Annotated in this window: 19 protein-coding genes and 1 tRNA gene; 7 read left to right on the plus strand and 13 right to left on the minus strand. The window is 61.6% G+C overall.

The window, feature by feature from the left end:
• Nucleotides 1-243 precede the first annotated feature (243 nt).
• The 4 genes from acpS to rpoZ all read right to left on the minus strand — a co-directional run bounded on the left by acpS (nucleotide 244) and on the right by rpoZ (nucleotide 4488).
• The gene (gene acpS, locus V1289_RS48620) at nucleotides 244-663 is read right to left on the minus strand and encodes a holo-ACP synthase (protein ID WP_334406982.1); all 420 of its coding nucleotides are present in this window, start codon (nucleotides 661-663) and stop codon (nucleotides 244-246) included.
• Complete coding sequence (locus tag V1289_RS48625) at nucleotides 660-1427, minus strand: pyridoxine 5'-phosphate synthase (protein WP_334406983.1); 768 nt, start codon at nucleotides 1425-1427, stop codon at nucleotides 660-662. Before V1289_RS48625 ends, acpS begins: the two co-directional genes overlap by 4 nt.
• Nucleotides 1428-1571: 144 nt before the next feature.
• Complete coding sequence (locus V1289_RS48630) at nucleotides 1572-3869, minus strand: RelA/SpoT family protein (RefSeq protein WP_334407968.1); 2298 nt, start codon at nucleotides 3867-3869, stop codon at nucleotides 1572-1574.
• A 226-nt stretch (nucleotides 3870-4095) separates the two neighbouring features.
• Nucleotides 4096-4488: a DNA-directed RNA polymerase subunit omega gene (rpoZ, locus tag V1289_RS48635; protein WP_074276225.1), complete on the minus strand. Its 393-nt coding sequence runs from the start codon at nucleotides 4486-4488 to the stop codon at nucleotides 4096-4098.
• Between the two features lie 351 nt (nucleotides 4489-4839).
• Between rpoZ and V1289_RS48640 the strand changes: the two genes are divergently transcribed.
• Together V1289_RS48640 and V1289_RS48645 are read left to right on the plus strand one after the other, a co-directional pair.
• Nucleotides 4840-5469: a LabA-like NYN domain-containing protein gene (locus tag V1289_RS48640; RefSeq protein ID WP_309177418.1), complete on the plus strand. Its 630-nt coding sequence runs from the start codon at nucleotides 4840-4842 to the stop codon at nucleotides 5467-5469.
• A complete protein-coding gene (locus V1289_RS48645; protein ID WP_334406987.1) occupies nucleotides 5447-6142 on the plus strand; it encodes a uracil-DNA glycosylase in 696 nt (231 codons plus the stop codon). Before V1289_RS48640 ends, V1289_RS48645 begins: the two co-directional genes overlap by 23 nt.
• Here the strand turns inward: V1289_RS48645 and V1289_RS48650 are convergent.
• The 4 genes from V1289_RS48650 to dapA form a co-directional block, all read right to left on the minus strand.
• Nucleotides 6139-6720 (minus strand): peroxiredoxin, encoded by a 582-nt coding sequence (locus V1289_RS48650; protein WP_334406988.1) that lies wholly within the window; start codon nucleotides 6718-6720, stop codon nucleotides 6139-6141. The genes V1289_RS48645 and V1289_RS48650 overlap by 4 nt on opposite strands.
• Nucleotides 6721-6856: 136 nt before the next feature.
• A complete protein-coding gene (gene smpB / locus V1289_RS48655) occupies nucleotides 6857-7333 on the minus strand; it encodes an SsrA-binding protein SmpB (protein ID WP_309177421.1) in 477 nt (158 codons plus the stop codon).
• A gap of 1 nt (nucleotide 7334) precedes the next feature.
• The gene (gene mscL / locus V1289_RS48660) at nucleotides 7335-7751 is read right to left on the minus strand and encodes a large conductance mechanosensitive channel protein MscL (protein ID WP_334406990.1); all 417 of its coding nucleotides are present in this window, start codon (nucleotides 7749-7751) and stop codon (nucleotides 7335-7337) included.
• A gap of 67 nt (nucleotides 7752-7818) precedes the next feature.
• Nucleotides 7819-8709 (minus strand): 4-hydroxy-tetrahydrodipicolinate synthase, encoded by an 891-nt coding sequence (dapA, locus tag V1289_RS48665; RefSeq protein ID WP_334406992.1) that lies wholly within the window; start codon nucleotides 8707-8709, stop codon nucleotides 7819-7821.
• A gap of 281 nt (nucleotides 8710-8990) precedes the next feature.
• Here dapA and V1289_RS48670 point away from each other — a divergent pair, with 281 nt between their 5' ends.
• On the plus strand, nucleotides 8991-11198 hold the full coding sequence (locus V1289_RS48670; protein WP_334406994.1) for a lytic transglycosylase domain-containing protein: 2208 nt from the start codon (nucleotides 8991-8993) through the stop codon (nucleotides 11196-11198).
• Nucleotides 11199-11405: 207 nt separating this feature from the next.
• On the opposite strand, the gene V1289_RS48675 is transcribed toward V1289_RS48670, so the two are convergent.
• Entirely contained in the window at nucleotides 11406-13028 is a 1623-nt protein-coding gene (locus V1289_RS48675; RefSeq protein ID WP_334406996.1) for a porin, read from the minus strand.
• Between the two features lie 242 nt (nucleotides 13029-13270).
• On the minus strand, nucleotides 13271-13909 hold the full coding sequence (locus V1289_RS48680) for a hypothetical protein (RefSeq protein ID WP_334406998.1): 639 nt from the start codon (nucleotides 13907-13909) through the stop codon (nucleotides 13271-13273).
• A gap of 70 nt (nucleotides 13910-13979) precedes the next feature.
• On the opposite strand from V1289_RS48680, the gene V1289_RS48685 reads away from it, so the two are divergent.
• The 3 genes from V1289_RS48685 to V1289_RS48695 all read left to right on the plus strand — a co-directional run bounded on the left by V1289_RS48685 (nucleotide 13980) and on the right by V1289_RS48695 (nucleotide 15273).
• Nucleotides 13980-14073: transfer RNA gene (locus tag V1289_RS48685), tRNA-Ser, on the plus strand.
• A 74-nt stretch (nucleotides 14074-14147) separates the two neighbouring features.
• Nucleotides 14148-14870 carry a hypothetical protein gene (locus tag V1289_RS48690; RefSeq protein WP_334407000.1) on the plus strand — a complete coding sequence of 241 codons (723 nt, stop codon included), beginning with the start codon at nucleotides 14148-14150 and terminating at the stop codon, nucleotides 14868-14870.
• 190 nt (nucleotides 14871-15060) lie between these two features.
• Nucleotides 15061-15273 (plus strand): hypothetical protein, encoded by a 213-nt coding sequence (locus tag V1289_RS48695; RefSeq protein ID WP_334407002.1) that lies wholly within the window; start codon nucleotides 15061-15063, stop codon nucleotides 15271-15273.
• Between the two features lie 1484 nt (nucleotides 15274-16757).
• On the opposite strand, the gene V1289_RS48700 is transcribed toward V1289_RS48695, so the two are convergent.
• Nucleotides 16758-17024 (minus strand): hypothetical protein, encoded by a 267-nt coding sequence (locus tag V1289_RS48700; protein WP_334407004.1) that lies wholly within the window; start codon nucleotides 17022-17024, stop codon nucleotides 16758-16760.
• On the opposite strand from V1289_RS48700, the gene V1289_RS48705 reads away from it, so the two are divergent.
• Nucleotides 16989-17591 (plus strand): DUF1186 domain-containing protein, encoded by a 603-nt coding sequence (locus V1289_RS48705; protein ID WP_334407005.1) that lies wholly within the window; start codon nucleotides 16989-16991, stop codon nucleotides 17589-17591. The genes V1289_RS48700 and V1289_RS48705 overlap by 36 nt on opposite strands.
• 36 nt (nucleotides 17592-17627) lie before the next feature.
• On the opposite strand, the gene V1289_RS48710 is transcribed toward V1289_RS48705, so the two are convergent.
• Entirely contained in the window at nucleotides 17628-18230 is a 603-nt protein-coding gene (locus V1289_RS48710) for a hypothetical protein (protein WP_334407007.1), read from the minus strand.
• A 240-nt stretch (nucleotides 18231-18470) separates the two neighbouring features.
• Nucleotides 18471-18740, minus strand: a complete 270-nt coding sequence (locus tag V1289_RS48715) for a hypothetical protein (protein WP_334407009.1) — start codon at nucleotides 18738-18740, stop codon at nucleotides 18471-18473.
• Nucleotides 18741-18819: the final 79 nt, after the last annotated feature.

Consider the following 18819-nt stretch of genomic DNA (forward strand, 5'->3'; position numbering starts at 1 on the left):
GGCAGAACGTTTTCCTCTCGCGAAGCGCTTGCCGTTCGCGTCAGGAAAATGGTCTTGATTCTGATGTTGAAGGCAAATTCCGGCGCAAACCCGAATCCGCCCTGGCTCGATATTGTCGCTGCGGCGTTTTAGACGGTTGTTCGCGGACGCGCAATCAATCGCCCGGTAAAAACTTGCCAATCCTTTGATAAATCTACGATTTTTAGTTTTGGCTCGATCCGCTGACGGCAACGGCCGCGAGCGTCACGATTTGCCGGACGCGACCGCCGAAATTATGACGAAAGCCTGCGCCAGGGGCCAATCGTCGGTGATCGAAAGGTCGATCCGTGCCTCAAAGCCCGGAGGGGTCATCGCCTCGAGCCGGGCCAGCGCCCCGCCGGTCAGTTGCATGGTCGGGCGGCCGCCCGGCAGGTTCACCACCCCCATATCCCGCCACCAGACGCCGCGCCGGATACCGGTCCCGAGCGCCTTGGAACAGGCCTCCTTGGCGGCAAACCGCTTGGCATAGGTCGCCACCACCATTTTCTCGTTTTTGGCGCGGCGCGCGGCCTTGGCGCGCTCGGCATCGGTGAAAATGCGGTCGAGGAAGCGGTCGCCGTGGCGCTCGATCACCTTGGCGACGCGGGTGATGTCGATCAGGTCGGAGCCGATGCCGAGGATCATGCCTTGCCCATATGGCTCTTGCGGCCGCGATCCATCGCCGCGCGCATCATGCGGACGGTTTCGCCGATGCCGACAAACAGCGCCTCCCCGATCATGAAGTAACCGATGTTCAACTCCGCGATTTCGGGCAGGCCGGCGATAGCCTCCGCGGTCTTGTAGTCGAGGCCGTGGCCGGCATGGACCTCCAGCCCGGCGGAGCGCGCCAACCGCGCGCCACTGACAATGCGCTGCCATTCGGTTTCGGCCTTCACCGTGTGGCCATCGACCACGGCGTCGCACCAACCGCCGGTATGGATTTCGATCACAGGCGCCCGCAGCTTCGCCGCCATCTCGATCTGTTTCGGTTCGGCGGAGATGAACAGCGACACCCGGATGCCGGCATCGTTCAGCCGGGCGATGGTGGGCGCCAGCGCGTTGTGCTGCCCGACCACGTCGAGCCCGCCCTCGGTGGTGAGCTCCTCGCGGCGCTCGGGAACCAGGCACACCGCATGCGGTCTGGTCGCGAGCGAGATTTTCAGCATGTCCTCGGTCGCAGCCATCTCGAAATTCAGCGGTTTCGAGATCTCAGCCTTCAGCCGCGCCATGTCGTTGTCGCGGATGTGGCGGCGATCCTCGCGCAGATGCGCGGTGATGCCGTCGGCGCCGGCCTCGATCGCGGCCAGCGCGGCGCGGACCGGATCCGGCCGCTCGCCTGCCCGCGCGTTGCGGAGGGTGGCGACATGATCGACATTTACTCCGAGGCGGAGCGGAGGACCTTTGGGCATGGCGGGCTCGTGGATATTCAGAGTTATCGGCGCTTCCTCATCCTGAGGAGCGGCGTCTTCGCCGCGTCTCGAAGGATGAGAGATATTGTGACCTCATGGTTCGAGACAGCGCAAGAGCGCCTCCTCACCATGAGGGCTCCGGTTTTATCCATTGACACGCTCGACCCGTGCGACGACGGCCTTGGCGCGCAGCTGGGCAATAATAGCGCTGAGATGCTTGAGGTCATAAACCTCGAGATCGATGGTCAGTTCGGTGAAATCGGGCGAGCGGCGCGACATGCTGATATTGTCGATATTGCCGTCATGTTCGGCGATCACGGTGGCGACCTGAGCCAGGCTTCCGGGCTCGTTGACGTTGTCGACCTTGATGCGCGCCGGGAAGCGCTGCGGCATAGTCTCGTCGATATCCCAGCGCACGTCGAGCCAGCGCTCCGGCTCTTCCTCAAAATCCCTCAGCGCCGGCGCCTGGATCGGATAGATCGTGATCCCCTCGCCCGGGGTCACGATGCCGACGATGCGGTCGCCCGGCACCGCGCCGCCGTTCGGCGCGAATTTGACCGGCAAATCGGAATTGATGCCGCGCACGGGGATCACCGATGCGGCACGCGCCGGATGATGGGGATCGGCCTTCAGCTTTAGTTTCACCGCGAGGCTTTTCTTGGCGCCATACCGCACCAGCCGTTCTTCCTTGTAGTCCGGGTACATCGCGCGGGCCACGTCGGAGGCCTTGAGTTCGCCGCGTCCGACGGACGCCATCACGTCTTCGATCGAGGCGCGGGCCAGCCGGGGAAGCGCGCCCTTCAGCTTGTCGTCGGCATATTCGATCTTGGCGCGGGCAAACAGCCTGTCGACGATGCGGCGGCCGAGCCCTGCATATTGATCGCGTACCGCGGTGCGGGTCGCGCGGCGGATCGCCGCCCGCGCCTTGCCGGTCACCGCAAGCGATTCCCACGCCGAGGGCGGCGCCGACTGCGCCTGCGAGGTCAACACCTCGACCTCGTCGCCGTTCTGCAGTTCGGACGACAATGGCGCGAATTTGCCGTTGATCTTGCAGCCGACCGCCGAGTTGCCGACGTCGGTGTGCACAGCATAGGCGAAGTCGATCACATTGGCCTGACGCGGCAGCGCGATCAGTTTTCCCTTCGGCGTGAAGCAGAACACCTGGTCGTGGAATAGTTCGAGCTTGGTGTGCTCCAGAAACTCTTCCGGATTGGCGCTTTCCGACAAGATCCCGACGGTGTGCCGCAGCCAGGCAAAGGCGTTGGATTCTCGGTTAAGCAGCTCGGTCGGCGAACCCACGCCATCCTTGTAGAAAGCGTGCGCGGCGATGCCAAATTCCGCGATCTGGTTCATTTCCTCGGTACGAATCTGCAGTTCGACGCGCTGCTTGCCGGGCCCAATCACGGTGGTGTGGAGCGAACGATAGTCGTTCTGCTTCGGCGTCGAGATGTAGTCCTTGAAGCGCCCGGGCACCACCGGCCAGGTCGTATGCACGACGCCGAGCGCGCGGTAGCAGGCTTCGACGTCGGGTATCACGACGCGAAAGCCGTAGATGTCGGACAATTGCTCGAAGCCGACCGACTTGCGCTCCATCTTGGTCCAGATCGAAAACGGCTGTTTGCGGCGGCCATAGACGCGGGCGGCGATGCCGTTCTTCTGCAGATTCTTGGAGAGCTGGCTTTCGATCTCGCTGATCAGGTTGCGATTGCGCTCGGCCAAGGAATCCAGCCGTTGCATCACCACCGCATAGGCTTCCGGATCGAGCGTATGGAACGAGAGATCCTCGAGCTCTTCGCGCATCTCCTGCATACCCATGCGGCCGGCGAGCGGGGCATAGATGTCGAGGGTCTCCTCGGCGATGCGGCGGCGCGAGGCGTGCGGCACGAATTCCAGCGTCCGCATATTGTGCAGGCGATCGGCGAGCTTGATCAGCAGGACGCGGACGTCCTGGGCGATCGCGAGCAGGAGCTTTCGCAGATTCTCGGCCTGCTTGGCCTCGCGCGAAACCAGTTCCAGCCGCTTCAACTTGGTCAACCCCTCGACCAGCGCGCCGATCTCATGGCCGAAGATGGTATCGATCTCGGCGCGCGTCGCCTCGGTATCCTCGATGGTGTCGTGCAGCAGGGCCGCCACGATGGTGGCATCGTCGAGCTTGAGGTTGGTGAGGATCGCCGCGACCTCGAGCGGATGCGAGAAATAGGGATCGCCCGACGCCCGGGTCTGCGTGCCATGCGCCTTCATGGCGTAGACATAGGCGCGGTTCAGCAGGTCTTCGTTGGTGTCCGGATTATACGACCTGACGCGCTCCACCAGATCGTATTGCCGCATCATGCGCGAGCGCGGGGGTTTGGCGGCCTTCTCCCCCACAGGCGACGCGGGCGCCACGGCGACCGATTCGGTCGCGGCCTGCATCTGCCGGGGGGTGCGGCGCCAATACGCCATCGAATCACTGCCTTCATCCGCGCGGACCGGATGGGTCCGCTTCACGACATAACCTAGTGCGTTTTCGTGCGAAGCAGCACCCCGTGAGGTGCAGAAACGCTCGAAAACCCAGATTTCGTTCGTCAAGGACGCATCGTAACCGCAAAAATGTCAACAAAAGCAAAGGCCCGGACAAATGTCCGGGCCTTTGGCAAATCGGGCGGTTTGGAGACCCTCCGAACGAGGCTTACTCGTCCTCTTCGGGCTGCTCTTCCGGCGGCGCCAGGCCCTCGAGGCCCTTCAAAAGCTCTTCCTCGGTCATGCGCTCGACCGCGACTTCGGTGTCGTCGGCGTCGACGCTGGCGCCGGCCGAGCCGATCAAAGGCACGGTGTCGGGCTCTGGCTCGTCGACCTCGACGAATTTCTGCAGGGAATGAACCAGTTCCTCACGCAGATCTTCCGGTGAAATCGAGGAGTCGGCGATTTCCCGCAGCGATACGACAGGATTCTTGTCGTTATCTCGATCAACCGTAAGTTGCGACCCGGACGAGATCATACGGGCGCGATGCGCTGCCAGCAGGACCAGATCGAACCGGTTGTCGACCTTATCAATGCAATCTTCCACGGTGACGCGCGCCATAGACTGTCGCTCCGTTAAATGGGGCCAAGATGTCGGTTATAGGGGCTAGTTATAGGGGTAAGGGCCGTTTCGCAAGACCAAACTTGTGATTTGCCTTCCCGGAGGGCTCTGCTAACCCACCCCCGGGGCCAGAAGGCCGGAGCGTCCAGACGCGGCGAAGTACCGCCCGGGACAAGCAAAACTCTTCATTGCATTGTCAAAAGACTAGGTTTTTCGCCCTCGCCTCACCATAATTGCAGTGGTGATTGTCGTGGGGAAAGATTCACCGAACTTTAGGCAGCACGACTGGAAAGTGCGCGCGGTTGATTGCCGCTGCGCCAAAAATGTTAACAACAACGCGAGAAACCCTTGATGTCACCTGTTTCCAACAAGATCGCGCTCTTTATCGATGGCGCCAATCTCTACGCAACTGCCAAAACGCTCGGCTTCGACATCGACTACAAGCGTCTTCTCAAGGAATTTCAGAGCCGCGGGACTTTGGTGCGCGCGTTCTACTACACCGCGATCATCGAGGATCAGGAATATTCCTCGATCCGTCCCTTGATCGACTGGCTCGACTACAACGGCTACACCGTCGTCACCAAGGCGACCAAGGAATTCATCGACGCCTCTGGCCGCCGCAAGGTGAAGGGCAATATGGACATCGAGCTTGCGGTCGATGCCATGGAACTCGCCGAGCATGTCGACCAGATGGTGCTGTTCTCCGGCGATGGCGATTTCCGTTCGCTGGTGGAAGCCGTGCAGCGGCGCGGCGTCCGGGTGACGGTGGTCTCCACGATTTCAAGCCAGCCGCCGATGATCGCCGACGAGTTGCGGCGCCAGGCCGACGTATTCACCGACCTGGTCGAGCTGCAGTCCAAGCTCGGCCGCGACCCCTCCGAGCGCCCCGCTCCGCGCGAGCCGCGTCATCACGCGCCGCAATTCCTGCAGCGCGCGACCACCATGGCGCCACGGGCCGATGACGACGAATTCGAGGACTGAGAACGATCCGGCGCGCCGGGGACGGCTTTCCGGCGCAGCCCCCCTTCCCCTCGAACCCGACCGCAACTGCCCGCTCTGCCCGCGGCTTGCCGATTTTCGCCAGCAGGCCCGGGCGCGCGAACCGGGCTGGTTCAATTCACCGGTGACTTCGTTCGGCGATCCCGCCGCCCGGTTGTTGATCGTAGGCCTCGCGCCCGGCCTGCAGGGCGCCAATCGCACCGGACGTCCTTTCACCGGCGACTACGCCGGCGACCTGCTTTATGCGACCCTGCTCGAATATGGCTTTGCCGAGGGCGTCTACCAGGCGCGGCCTGACGACGGCTTGAGGCTGGTCGATTGCCGGATCAGCAACGCGGTGCGCTGCGTGCCGCCGCAGAACAAGCCGCTGCCGGTCGAGATCAACACCTGCCGGCAATTCCTGTCGGCGACCATCGCCACCATGCCAAAGGTTCGCGCGATCGTGGCGCTCGGCCGCATCGCGCATGAATCGACGCTCAAGGCGCTGGGCCTGCGTAATTCGGCAGCACCGTTCGGGCACGGCGCGATCCATCCGGCGGGCACCATCAAGTTGTACGACAGCTATCATTGCTCGCGTTACAACACCAACACGCGGGTGCTGACGCCGGACATGTTTCGGAGCGTGTTTGCGAAGGTAAGAGCGGATTTGAGCTAAGCCCGCACCTTATTTTCCTTCAGCCACGCCAGCACGTCGCCGGCGTTGCGGTCGGGCGGAAACACCGGATAGAACACATGGGTAATGCGCGCGTTATCGACGATCAGTGCCAGCCGCTTGATCAGCGTCAGGCCCGCCACCGCCATGGTCGGCAAATTCAGCGCGCGGGTCAGCGCCAGCTTCTCGTCCGACAACACCGGGAACGGCAGATGCAGCCGTGAGGCCATCTCGGTCTGGTAGGCGTTGCTTTGCGTCGACAGGCCGAACACCTGGCTCGCGCCGGCGGCCTTGAGTTCGGCATAGAGATCGCGAAACGAGCAGGTTTGCGGCGTGCAGCCGCGTGCGCCCGGGATCATGTCCCAATCATCGACCAGGCTGATCTTGCCGGGCTCGCCGGTGCGGGGATAGGCGAACACGATCGTCCGGCCCGGCAGCGCTGACAGCGTCACCGAAGAGTCGTCGGTGGCCATCAGGGGAAGCGGCGGGATCGTCATGCCGACAAGATGCGCCGCCGTGCCATCGTCGGTCGGCGCCGGGATCTTGCTCCAGTCGACTTCGAGCAGGTTCTTCTGGTTCATCACCCTTCCCTCGGCATCCAATACTTTCCGACCTCATGGTGAGGAGGCGCGCTTGCGCCGTCACGAACCATGAAGCCCTGCGGTCTCATCCTTCGAGACGCGCGCCAAGGCGCGCTCCTCAGGATGAGGAATCTTTCTATCCCCGCGCCCGCATCAGGCGGCCCTTTTCCCGGCCCCAGTCGCGTTTCTTTTCCGTCTCGCGCTTGTCGTGCAGCTTCTTGCCCTTGGCTACCGCCAGCAGAAGCTTGGCACGGCCGCGCTCGTTGAAATAGAGTTTTAGCGGAATCAGCGTCATGCCGTCGCGATCGACCGCGCCCATCAGCTTGTTGATCTGCTTTCGGTGCAGCAGCAGTTTGCGCGGCCGCTTCGGCTCGTGGTTGAAGCGGTTGGCCTGCAGATATTCCGGAATATTGGCGTTGATCAGCCAGATCTCGCCGTCCTTGGTATCGGCATAGGATTCCGCGATCGTGGTCTTGCCGTTGCGGATCGATTTGACCTCGGTGCCGGTCAGCGCAATGCCGGTCTCGATGGTGTCCTCGATCGCATAGTTGAACCGTGCCTTGCGGTTTTCGGCGACAACCTTGATTGGGCGCTCGTTCTTCTTCTCGGCCACGTCAAGCCTTCTTGAGGAGATCGCGGATCTCGGTCAGCAGTTCTTCCTGGCGGGTCGGCTTCGGCGGCACGGCAGCGGCGGCTTCATCCCTGCGCTTGAGCTGGTTCATCAGGCGGATAACGACGAACAGCACGAACGCGATGATGGTGAAATTGATCGTCAACGTCAGGAAATTGCCCCAGGCCAGCACCGCGCCCTGCTTCTTGGCGTCCGCCAGATTGGTCGCCGTCACCGCTTTCGAAAGCCCGGTGAAATAATTGGAGAAGTCGAGACCGCCGGTGATCGCGCCGACGATCGGCATGATGATATCGCCGACCAGCGAGGTCACGATGGCGCCGAAGGCCGCACCGATGATGACGCCGACGGCGAGGTCGACGACATTGCCCTTCATCGCGAATTCGCGGAACTCCTTCAACATGGTCGATTTCCTTCTTCGTTGTTCAGGCGAAGATCGCGCGGGCTCCTGGCTTCACAAGGTCCCGGCGTCAGTTGATCAGGCCGGCATGCACCATGGCGCTGCGCACGGCCAGGCGGGTCGGCTCCGTCACCGGCACCATCGGCAGCCGCAGCTTCTCGACCATCTTGCCGAGCAGCGACAGCGCGTATTTCACCGGCGCCGGATTGGATTCGATGAAGAGATTGGTGTGCAGCGGCATCAGCTTGTCATGCAGCTTGAGCGCGGTGGCGACATCGCCCTTTTGCCAGGCGGCGTGAAATTCCGCGCACAGCCGGGGTGCCACGTTCGAGGTCACCGAAATGCAGCCATGGCCGCCATGCGCCATGTAGCCCAGCACGGTGGCATCCTCGCCCGAGAGCTGGTTGAAGTCCTCGCCCATCGCCGCGCGCTGCTGCGACACCCGCACCATGCTGGCGGTCGCATCCTTGACGCCGGCGATGTTCTTCAGTTCGAACAACCGCGTCATGGTATCGACCGACATGTCGATCACCGAGCGCGGCGGAATGTTGTAGATGATGATGGGAATGCCGATGGCGTCGTTGATCGCCTTGAAGTGCTGGTACATGCCTTCCTGGGTCGGCTTGTTGTAATACGGCGTCACCACCAGCACCGCGTCCGCCCCCGCCTTCTCGGCGTGCTGGGCAAGCTCGATCGCTTCCTTGGTCGAATTGGAGCCGGCGCCGGCGATCACGGGCACCCGGCCCTTGGCCTCTTCGACGCACCACTCGACCACGCGCTTGTGCTCGTCGTGACTGACGGTCGGGCTTTCGCCGGTGGTGCCGACCGGAACCAGACCGTTGGTCCCCTCGGAGATTTGCCAATTGACCAGGCCGCGGAAGGCCGCCTCGTCGAGCGAGCCGTTCTTGAATGGCGTGACCAAGGCGGTGAATGAACCCCGGAATTTTGTCTTGGCTGCCATGGACTTCCTCCCAACGCGCGATTTGACGGCACGGACCGTAAAGTTTGTTTCGACACGCTTTCTTGGCGCGAACCTCGCTGGAAAACGCTGTGTAGCGCCAATTCATATCGGGTCTGGCGATCCCGCGAAAGGGCCGAGCCGGTCCACCCCCGGCCGCGATTTTGCCGTGGTGCGGGCGCAAACATCGCCGGCTGCGACGTTTTTAGCATTTTGTCCACATATTCAATCAAATAGACCTAAGGCTTCAGCGATTGAATGATTCGCCGCCGCAAAGGAAAACCGTGACCCGTTTCGCCCGTGCAGCCGCATTGCGATCGACCGCACTGGCGACAAGTCTGGCGCTGGCGGTCGGCTTGACCGCAATCGCAGGCGACGCCTGGGCCAAGCCGAAGGTTCCACTGCCAAAACCACGGCCGATCGCCCGCAACGCGGTTCCGAAATCCGTGCCCGGCGCAAAAACGGCGGCGACCAATATCGCGCCCGCCCCGGCAACCGCTGCGCCATTGGCGCCCGCGACGCGCCAGCATGCCGCCTTGCCGCCGGCGCGCAAACCCGTCGCCGCGGCGGCGGTGGCCGCGACGACGTCGACGTCGCAAGCCGACACCGACGCGCTGGAAAACGTCATCGACCTGGTCCGCAAGCACAAGCCCGCGGATGCGACGCAGGCGGAAGCCGCAATATCGGATCCGGTCGCCAGAAAACTTGCGGAATGGCTGATCCTGCGCAGCGACGATAATGGTGCATCGTTCGAACGCTACCGCGCTTTCCTGTCAGCCAATCCGAGCTGGCCTTCGCAAACCTTCCTGCGCCGGCGCATCGAAGCAAGCCTGTGGGATGATCATCGCGACGACGCCACCGTGTGGTCGTGGTTCGAAAACGAATCGCCGGTGTCGGCCAAGGGCCGGTTCGCGCTGGCACGGGTAATGATCGCTCGCGGCGATCGGGCCAATGCGGAACGGCTGGTGCGCGAGGCCTGGCGCAACGATCCGATGTCGGAGGATACCGAGAGCACCGCGCTCGATCTGTTCGGCGCGCTGCTGACGGCGGGCGATCACAAGGCGCGGATGGATACGCTGCTCTACAGCAACGAGCAGGAGGCCGCAGCCCTGCGGGCCGCAAAACGGCTGGGCGCCGGCCATGTCGCGTTGGCCAAGGCGCGCATCGCGTCGAACAGAAAAGCCTCCAACAGCAGGGCCCTGCTCGAAGCGGTGCCGCGCGAGCTGCATGGCGACACCGGCTACATCTTCGCAAAGATCCAGTTGCTTCGCCGCGAGGAGAAATTTGCGGAGGCCGCGCAACTGATGATGAGCGCGCCAAAGGACGCTGCCCGGCTCTACAATGTCGACGAATGGTGGATCGAGCGGCGGCTGCTGGCGCGCAAGATGCTCGACACCGGCGAACATCGCACCGCCTATCTGATTGCCAGGGACGCCGCCCTTCCCGCACGCGACATCTACAAGACCGAGCAGGAATTCACGTCAGGCTGGATCGCGCTGCGGTTCCTCAACGATCCGGCGACGGCGGCGCAGCATTTTGCGCGGATCGGCGTCGGCAGCGTAAACCCGACCGCGCTCGCGCGCGGCGGCTATTGGCAGGGCCGCGCGGCGGAAGCGGCCGGCCGTGCCCAGGAGGCCCGCGCCGCCTACACCCGCGCCGCCGAGCAATCGACCAGCTATTACGGCCAGTTGGCGCGGGCCAAGCTCGGTCTGCCGCAGATCGAATTGAATAACGTCCCCCGCGGTCGCGCGGCCGAGCGGCTGGAGATCGTGCGTGCGGTGCAATTGCTCTATGAACTCGACGAGCGCGAGATCGCGATTCCGATTTTTGCCGACACGGGCGAGAACGGCGACCCCGACGCCCTGGTCGGGCTTGGCGAACTGACGTCGCGCTACCACGATGCCCGCGGCATGCTGCTGGTCGGCAAGGCCGCGCTCAATCGCGGCCTGCCGTTCGATTTCTACGCCTATCCCGTTAATGGCATCCCGCCGTTCAAGCAGTTCGGGCCTGAAATCGAGCAAAGTATCGTCTACGCGATCGCCCGCCAGGAGAGCGCGTTCAATCCGGCCGTAGTCTCGCCGGCGCAAGCTTACGGGCTGATGCAGGTGACGCCGGATGCCGGCCGCTATGTCTGCAAGCGCGCCGGCGTCAGCTTCGACCTCAGCCGGATGAAAACCGATCCGGTCTACAACGCAGCACTTGGCGCGGCCGAACTCGGCGGCCTGCTCGAGGACTACCGCGGCTCCTACATCATGACCTTCGCCGCCTATAATGCCGGCCGCGGCAGCGTCAAGAAATGGGTCGACCGCAATGGCGATCCGCGCGATCCCAAGGTCGACGCGGTCGACTGGGTCGAACTGATTCCATTCTCCGAGACGCGGAACTACGTGCAACGGATCATGGAGAATTTGCAGGTCTATCGCGCGCGGTTCGGCGGCGGCACGCGGCTCCAGATCGAAGCCGATTTGCGGCGCGGCGCCAGCATCGAATAGCCTACCGGCAGGGCGCCCCGTCACCGGGCTTGCCGTATGCCGCTGATTTGCCGCGTGCAGGCCCCCGAGCGGCGATTACCCCAAAAATAACGGCGAGCGCGAACCGACTGATCGGGTGGCCATGCTTCGCCGCTAGCCCTTAACAACGAAAAACCCCCGGCAGTTTCCTGCCGGGGGTTCTCCTGGAGTTGGATCAGACGATCAGGATCAGAAGTTGCGCTGAACGCGGACGTTCAAGCTGACGGTGTCCTGGTCCTTGAACTCGTACGCGGTGGTCGGCTTCGGAGCCGATGGGCCCATAACGGCGGCACCGGTGTACTTCTGGTCGAGGTGGAACCACATGACTTCAGCCGAGAACGTCAGGTTCTTGACGGGAGTCCAGCGGGTGACAACACCGAGCTGCGAGACATTGAAGTCCGGGTTGCAGGTGAAGTCTGCCGAGACAACCTTGCCGACAACGTAGGCCGCGCAGTATGCGCCCTTCGCCGAGGTCAGATCGCCAACCGAACCGCGGTAACGAACCGCCGAATAGCTGCCGAACAGGCTGGACGACCAATAGGGATCCCAGTTGTGGTTGAACGCACCACGGACGCCCCAGGCTTCAGTCAGCTTGAGCTGATTGTCGCCGAGAGCGGCAACCGCGCCGGTCGTGGCGTGGTTCGGGAGCCAGACGGCGTCCGTCGTCGCACCGAAGCCGATGCTCTGATAGGCGCCCGGACGGCTAGTACCGCCGAACATCATGAAGCTCGGCGAAGCCGCGCTGGTGGAGATCACCTGCTTGGTGTCACCCCGCGCATAGGTCGCATCGATCTTGAAGTCGTCGCCGGCACCGGTCGGGATGTTCTTGATCTGCAACGCAGCCATCACCGCACCGCCCCACTTGGTGTCGGGGTGGCCGCCGATTTCCGACAGCGCGGTCGGAGATGCAGCAGGAAGTCCAATAGCACCAGCCGGAACAGCAACGCCGTTCAGGAAGTCGTAGGAACCGTTGACTTCATGCGCCGCAGCCGAAATCTGGAACAGACCCCAGGCCTGGTCGACGCGGATGTTGCCGACGACGTCCGGAGCATGCACGCCGGCGTAAGCGTTGCCGCCGTTGCCGGTTGCGTTGAGGCCGTAAGCCAGATTGTAGACCGCGGTGCGGTTGAACACGACCGGATCATCGAGGCCGATGGTGCCCGACACGCCGTTGCCGAACTGGGCGGTGTACTGGATGTTGTTCACGCCGGTGACGGTGTCATGACCGCCGAGCAGGAACGAGGTGTTGTTGCCCGGATAACCATTCCACGGTGTCGCGAAGGCCGAGGACGACTTACCGAAGGTGAAGCCGGCGAACTGGATGAACACGTACTCGACGGCGACGTAGCCTTCGCCGGGCTGGTACAGCAGAGCAGTGCTGGTGCCGGCGCTCCCCGAGCCCGTGAACACGGCCGGGTTGACCGTGTTGTTGCCCTGGGTACCGAACTGGAAGTCAGCCTGACCGAAGGTGCGGACAACGCCGTATTCCGTGGCGGTGCGGGTATCGACCGTCAGCGCCATACGGGAGCGGGCGGCGAAGTAATCGCGGTAGCGATTGCCCTGGCCGAGGTCGCCCGACCACGCCGGCTGGTCGTAGATGCTGCCGTTGAACGTGGTGTCAACGCGCAGATAACCACCCAGCTTGATGCAGGTGTCGGTGCCCGGAATGTAGAAGAAACCAGCACCGTACAGGGAGCAGATCCTCACGTACTCGACCGCTTTGGCCTTGACGGGAAGATCGGCAGCCTGAGCTCCACTCATGGCGAGGAGACCCGCCGCTGAGCCGAGAATAAGGCTCTTAACCATCTTCATGTTAAACCTCCAAGTTGCTCTGTAGGGAAGGTTCCGGATCCGCTGGGTGAAGCACCCTAGGTTGGTTCCCTTGTCCCTTAAAACCCGCTTAGTCGCTTCGCGCTTTCGGACACTCCCGCTAAACGCGAGGGACTTAAGCGAACCACCTAAAACGGGACGACCTCGGGATGCCCCCCTCCGTCGCACCATCACAATTACCGAGAGTGTCTGCACACGCAATAAAGGAACCGCGCTGAAGCGCCTCACTGCGCGCCTTTTCCGGCGGGTGTTGCACAAATAACACGCAGTCGTGATCGAACTTTCACTGCAAGCCATTGTTTTATAAAGACGTTTTTTGAATGTTCCATTTGACGCGCGATTAGGTTGCAGCGACCGCGCAGCTTCGCGCTTTTCCCTCCAAGGCTTCTCTCCGCGTCGAATCGAACGAGCACAGCCACCGATTCCCGCCTCGCGATGTCAGACACATCAAGAAGACGATGCCCGAAATGCAACGCGACAGCGCGATCACCAGACAGCCCAATCACGACCCATATTAAAGGCTCGCGGGATGGGTCCGCTGTTTCGGTCTTGTGACCGCCATCCAGCGGTTCGGTGGTGCGCCCGCGAAAATTGCAAAAGCCCATATTTTTCTGGGTCCAAATGCTTTTGCATGGCGCGCGGAAACCCGAATTGGCGGCGCGAATCGCGCACTCCCAATCCGAAAGCGTGTCGCGCTTCAAAAACATCGCCATGGCGGCAACGTCGATTCTTCGCCCCGTCGAGCGATCGGCGCTTAGACCACGCGACACCCCGATATTGCGCAGCCTTGCGCGAAAGCCTGCAAAACAGCGCCGTGGCGTGCGGGATTCGTTTGCGCGCAGCGGCTGGGGCGGCAACGCCACCAAATGGCCGCAGCGCGACCTGAATCTGCCGCTTGCGGCTGGCCCTCGCGTCGGGCATATCGGCCCTTACGGAGCTGTGGCCGAGTGGCTGAAGGCGGCGGTTTGCTAAACCGTTATAGGGTTGTAAAGCCCTATCGAGGGTTCGAATCCCTCCGGCTCCGCCATTTGTCAAACTAATCTACTGATATCATTACATTTTTATATCGGTTCTGATTGCTGCGTACATTTCAACGCACACTTGAGGCCGAAGGCGACGGATCCATTCAATAACCGGCCTGAAGACGTTCTGAACAAGGCTATTCGCGCTGGGGTAGGCGCCCTACCAGTCGTCGGCAGCCCTCTCCTAGAATTTCTCGCATTCGTCATCGGCGACCCTGCGCAAGAACGCCGCGATGATTTCATGAAGGAAACCGTCGACCGTGTGATGTCCCTTGAGAGCAAATTTAAAGCGTTAAGACCCGACGCACTCAGGGAGAACGAACAATTCCAGGCTACATTCATTCAGTCGGCTCGAATAGCAACGACCACAGCTAGCGCAGCGAAAAAGAAGCTTCTCCAGAACGCTATTCTCAATTCGGCGATCATTTCGGTCAGCGAAACTATCCGACAGATCTTTATGCAAAACCTCGATCGCATCACCCCTCAGCACGCGGTGCGCTTGAATTTTGTAGATAAGCCAGCAGGCAATCCAGCGGCGGCGGCATCGGCTAAAGGAATGATGATGGGCAGCCTTACGTCAATCATCGAAAAAGCGCTTCCCGAGATGTACAGCAACAAAGAAATCTTTGATCGGATATGCGTCGACCTCTATTCGATGGGGCTCACAACCAACGAATCCTTCGGCGGGATGCAGAGCGGTTCGGGTTTACTTGACAGAAGAACTACAAATTTGGGGCAGTCATTTTTGGCTTTCATTTCTGATCCGGAAACAAGTCAAATCCCGCCCGACGATCATTCGTAGAATGCGCCGCCCGTGGCGCCGGCTCATGACTTTCAGGGAGAAGCTGAATTCCATTGCCCGACTGAGATACCCCGAAATTTCCCTGCACAGAGCTGGTGGAACGGGAGAATATCCCGCCCCTGTGCAACATTTGCTTGAAATCGCATGGAGCTAAGCCGGATTCACATTTTCCCGATCCCGTGGGGTGAAGATGACCGACGAGCAGTTGGTGCGCCTGAGAGCACACAGCAACAACATCCATCGCTATCGCCGATTGCTCAAGGGCAACCTGACCGAACACGAGCGGCAGTTCGTCGAAAGACGCCTAATGGAAGAACAGTCCGCGATGCAGAGGCTAACAGCCAATGGCCTCCCGCTCGGTAAGATATCCTCTTCGAAAAGCGCGGCTGTACCGCACGCGTAAAGCGTCTGATGGCCGGCAAAGGTTGGCAGCGCGAGTTTGACGATCCGATACCGCTGCCCTCATCGGGTCAGATGAAGACGCTTGAGGACGCCGCGCGCTTCATTCAGAAGCTGTCCAAGGCCGAACAGCAGCGCGCGCACTGGCAACTAGGGCAAAGAAAAACCCGCCGGCGTGAACCGGCGGCCTCACCTCTCATCGTCCGGTTGCCGAGCCCTGGTAGTGGGTTCAGTTTGATTATGGCAGGCTTACTCACTGGAAAACGGACAGTCCGGAGCGCATGTTCGCGGGATGGCACAAGGCTTGTCTGCACCACCATTAACCCGCGAAGAATTCGCCTCGTTGCAGCACTGCGCCAAGGGTCCGATGCACCGCGCAATCCCGCCCGAACACAAAGACCGACTGATCCAACTAGGATACATACTGGAATTGCCGGGCGAACTTCGACTAACGAACGCTGGCAGGCAAAGGATTGCGGAAGGCGAATGACAGACAAGCACCCCAAACGCTGGCGGGGATGATGTCCGATGATCGGTACCCATCGAACTTGTAAGTGCGGCGCGGTTTATGACCGCAGCGAACACATTGCAGAGGCACGCGAGATCAGCAGCTTTGAATGCGCCGTGTGCGGTGAAACTATCGAGAATTGGAACTCCGCTTGGGTTCCTCGATATCGATTCATCGCCTGCCCAGCTAGGGATGCCGAATGACTGACCACCCCGCCGCCGATCCGGCGGGGTCTCAGTCGGCGACCTGTCTGCTGAGCATTCGATCGGCAAGGCCGATACTGCGATGTCGCGATGGGTGATAGCCGCTGGTCTAAAATTAATTGTCGTTCTAATTGACTCCACTTGGATGCGGCGTAGCCTTGCTAGCGGATCGCGAACCACGGCTTCCCACGCCAGCAGAGCCAGAGCGGGTCGCTCCCACCAGCGCCAGTCGAAGTGGGCCGGTTCCACGCGTAGGTGCACCAGAACGGCGCTGGTAACAGCGCCGTTTCTGTTTGGCGCGATCCCGACAGCAGCGCGTTCAACGCGCGGGCCCGTGAAGGCGGTTCCCTGAGTAGTTCAACCCTTCCGAGGGCAACCGGTTCGCCCCTTGAGGGGCTGGGTCGCAATTGAAAATTCGCCGGAATGATTCGGATCAGAGGCTGATGGCTTGGTCGCGCTCATAAATTCGGCCTGGGCAGCGTCCGATGACCATTCCACGTAACGAACAACCGCGAACGCAAGCGCGAGCAAGACGAGAAGCTCGACGACGACCGTGTTGCCTATTCCCCGCCAATGGATCTGGCTATTGAATAATGGCATCGCTGTCTCCCGAAAACGGGTTTGCGCTGCCTTAAATCAACTCGCGATTTTCAAATGTGAACTGCTTCACATCTCACGCTCACTTGATGCTGAGAGAAACCGCCTTCGGGCGGTCTTTTTGTTTGATCGAACCAATAATGAAAACCCGCCGGCATGAACCGGCGCGCTTCGTTTTTTTCAGGCATGATCGCGCACGATCGAAAGCACTGGCTTGATAGATACCGGCCTGTCGCCCTCGAAGAGCATCGCCCGCGATGCCTTAACGCGCCGCGCGAGGTCGAAGAGGCTGAAATCTAATAACTCATGGTCCGCACGCGGCATTTGAGAAACCAGCGCCGTCCTGCGGAAGAACTTGACCGTCTGCTCGGCGACGCTGTTACCGAAGGGCTGGCGCGCATTGTTGCTGGCGTGTTCGATGGCGATGCCGAAGCCCTGTTCGACCATATCGTGGACGGCTCCATTGATCACTTCATCCGTGACGCGCTATTGGGCGCGACGGCCTTCCTCACCTGGAAGGGCCTGATCGAGCGCGAACGGATGCGGCGCTTCCTTGTCGAGTTTCACCAGAAACGACTTGCGGCCGACGAGGATGAAGTCTGGATAGGCTGGCTGCAGGCCATCGCGCTGCTCGGCTTGCGCGATCTGGCGCCGCTCGTGCGTAGCGCCTGGGACGAAGGCCGCGTGCCGCCTGACATGCTTACGCGCAGCGACTTTGAACAAGATCTCTTGGAAGCTGAGCAGCGGTCAGACGACATCGAACGATTCAATGACCTCGGTCTCGGCTATATCGAGGATGCGATCGAGGCGCTGGAATGGACAGATTACGTCGAAGACGAAGACCAGAACGGGCTTTTCGATGAGGAAAATCCGCTCGGCGAGGATCTTTTCAAGGAAAACTACTCGGCCATGGAACCGGTCAGAAATCCTTTGCGGCATGTCGGGCGCAACGACCCCTGCCCCTGTGGCAGCGGCAAGAAGGCGAAGAAATGCTGCCTGGCTCGCCCGGACTAGGCGGCAGGATTCCAGGCCGCCAACGCAGTCAACCGCTCAGGCGATCTTGCGCTCGGGCGGCCACCACCGACCGATCAACGCCCGGCGATTGGCGGATTGCTCGACCGGCCGTTGCGGTTCAGGAACAGCCCATTCCAGTTTCTCGAGCGCGCGCGCAACCTCACGCGCCTGTTGCTCGCCCCCGAAGCGCTTCATCTCGATACCGCGATCGTTTGGCATCATCTTCTTGAAGCCCAGATGCGCGAGCGCGCTAAGGTGCAACAACTCACCGATCGCGAAGTCGACGCGAATCCGATCATCTCTCGCCGTCATCTGCTGTCTGCAGGCGTCATATCCCTTGCGCCAGCAGGCCGCGCCAACGGCGTCGCCGAAGATCCAGAGCCGGGCCTGATAGCGGTAGATACTCTTTTCGCAGGACGAGCCGCGCGCAAACGATTTGATCGCTTCCACGGCTTTCGCCACCTGGTCGGGCGCCGGCTGGCCCGCCACTTCATAATGGGAGTTGATGCCGCGGATGATTTCGAGCGTCGCCTCTTCCATGCCGGCGAGCCGGCCTTTGGCGAAATAGGACCGCGCCGAAGAGCAGGCCGAAACCACGAGCAGGATCAGCAGTACAATCAAGACGGCGAGGATTCCCATCGCGACCCCTTCACGAAAGAACGAACGCCCGGCCTGAACATCATCCGCCAAGGGCGCGCGTCACCGATCAATGGTCGGCCGCTTTCCGGTGTCCGCAGATGGTGTTCCCCAGTCCATCAAGGATCACGCCTCAGGGTTACCCGCGGGTATACATGTCGCTCCGTAGAATTGCGGAGCCCGCTTGCCGGTCGTGCGCGGGGACGCGCACGATCCGCGGTAGCGTTTTCGCGCTGGGCTCTATCAGTGCTGGGCCGTCATCCAGGCCCGCGCCTCGCGTTGTGCCGCGGCGATCTCGACGTCCGACATCATCTCCGCAACCTCGCGGCGCAGCGAGATCGCGTCCGCGCGCCCCTTCAGGGCTGCAAGGTTGAACCATTTGTGGGCTGCGATCAGATTGACGACGCCGGAACGCCCGCTCGCCCAGTACAGACCGCGCTCGAACAGCACGTCGGGAATCGCCGTTGCCTCGACCGGCGTCGCCGTATCCAGATCAATGTACCCCTGAAACATCCCTGTCTCCTTTTTGTTGATTGCCGCTCTCCCCCGAGCGCGGCCCCTGTCCACTGTTAGAACGCCCTGGTCATCCCAG

Origin of the sequence: Bradyrhizobium sp. AZCC 2289 (assembly GCF_036924615.1) — a bacterium.
In the GTDB taxonomy this organism is placed as follows: Bacteria; Pseudomonadota; Alphaproteobacteria; order Rhizobiales; family Xanthobacteraceae; genus Bradyrhizobium.

Coding starts and splice junctions, on each gene's coding strand:
- acpS (WP_334406982.1), bottom strand. CDS start 663: ATGATCCTCGGCATCGGCTCCGACCTGATCGACATCACCCGCGTCGCC.
- V1289_RS48625 (WP_334406983.1), bottom strand. CDS start 1,427: ATGCCCAAAGGTCCTCCGCTCCGCCTCGGAGTAAATGTCGATCATGTC.
- V1289_RS48630 (WP_334407968.1), bottom strand. CDS start 3,869: ATGGCGTATTGGCGCCGCACCCCCCGGCAGATGCAGGCCGCGACCGAA.
- rpoZ (WP_074276225.1), bottom strand. CDS start 4,488: ATGGCGCGCGTCACCGTGGAAGATTGCATTGATAAGGTCGACAACCGG.
- V1289_RS48640 (WP_309177418.1), top strand. CDS start 4,840: ATGTCACCTGTTTCCAACAAGATCGCGCTCTTTATCGATGGCGCCAAT.
- V1289_RS48645 (WP_334406987.1), top strand. CDS start 5,447: ATGACGACGAATTCGAGGACTGAGAACGATCCGGCGCGCCGGGGACGG.
- V1289_RS48650 (WP_334406988.1), bottom strand. CDS start 6,720: ATGAACCAGAAGAACCTGCTCGAAGTCGACTGGAGCAAGATCCCGGCG.
- mscL (WP_334406990.1), bottom strand. CDS start 7,751: ATGTTGAAGGAGTTCCGCGAATTCGCGATGAAGGGCAATGTCGTCGAC.
- dapA (WP_334406992.1), bottom strand. CDS start 8,709: ATGGCAGCCAAGACAAAATTCCGGGGTTCATTCACCGCCTTGGTCACG.
- V1289_RS48675 (WP_334406996.1), bottom strand. CDS start 13,028: ATGAAGATGGTTAAGAGCCTTATTCTCGGCTCAGCGGCGGGTCTCCTC.
- V1289_RS48695 (WP_334407002.1), top strand. CDS start 15,061: ATGACCGACGAGCAGTTGGTGCGCCTGAGAGCACACAGCAACAACATC.
- V1289_RS48700 (WP_334407004.1), bottom strand. CDS start 17,024: ATGGTCGAACAGGGCTTCGGCATCGCCATCGAACACGCCAGCAACAAT.
- V1289_RS48710 (WP_334407007.1), bottom strand. CDS start 18,230: ATGGGAATCCTCGCCGTCTTGATTGTACTGCTGATCCTGCTCGTGGTT.
- V1289_RS48715 (WP_334407009.1), bottom strand. CDS start 18,740: ATGTTTCAGGGGTACATTGATCTGGATACGGCGACGCCGGTCGAGGCA.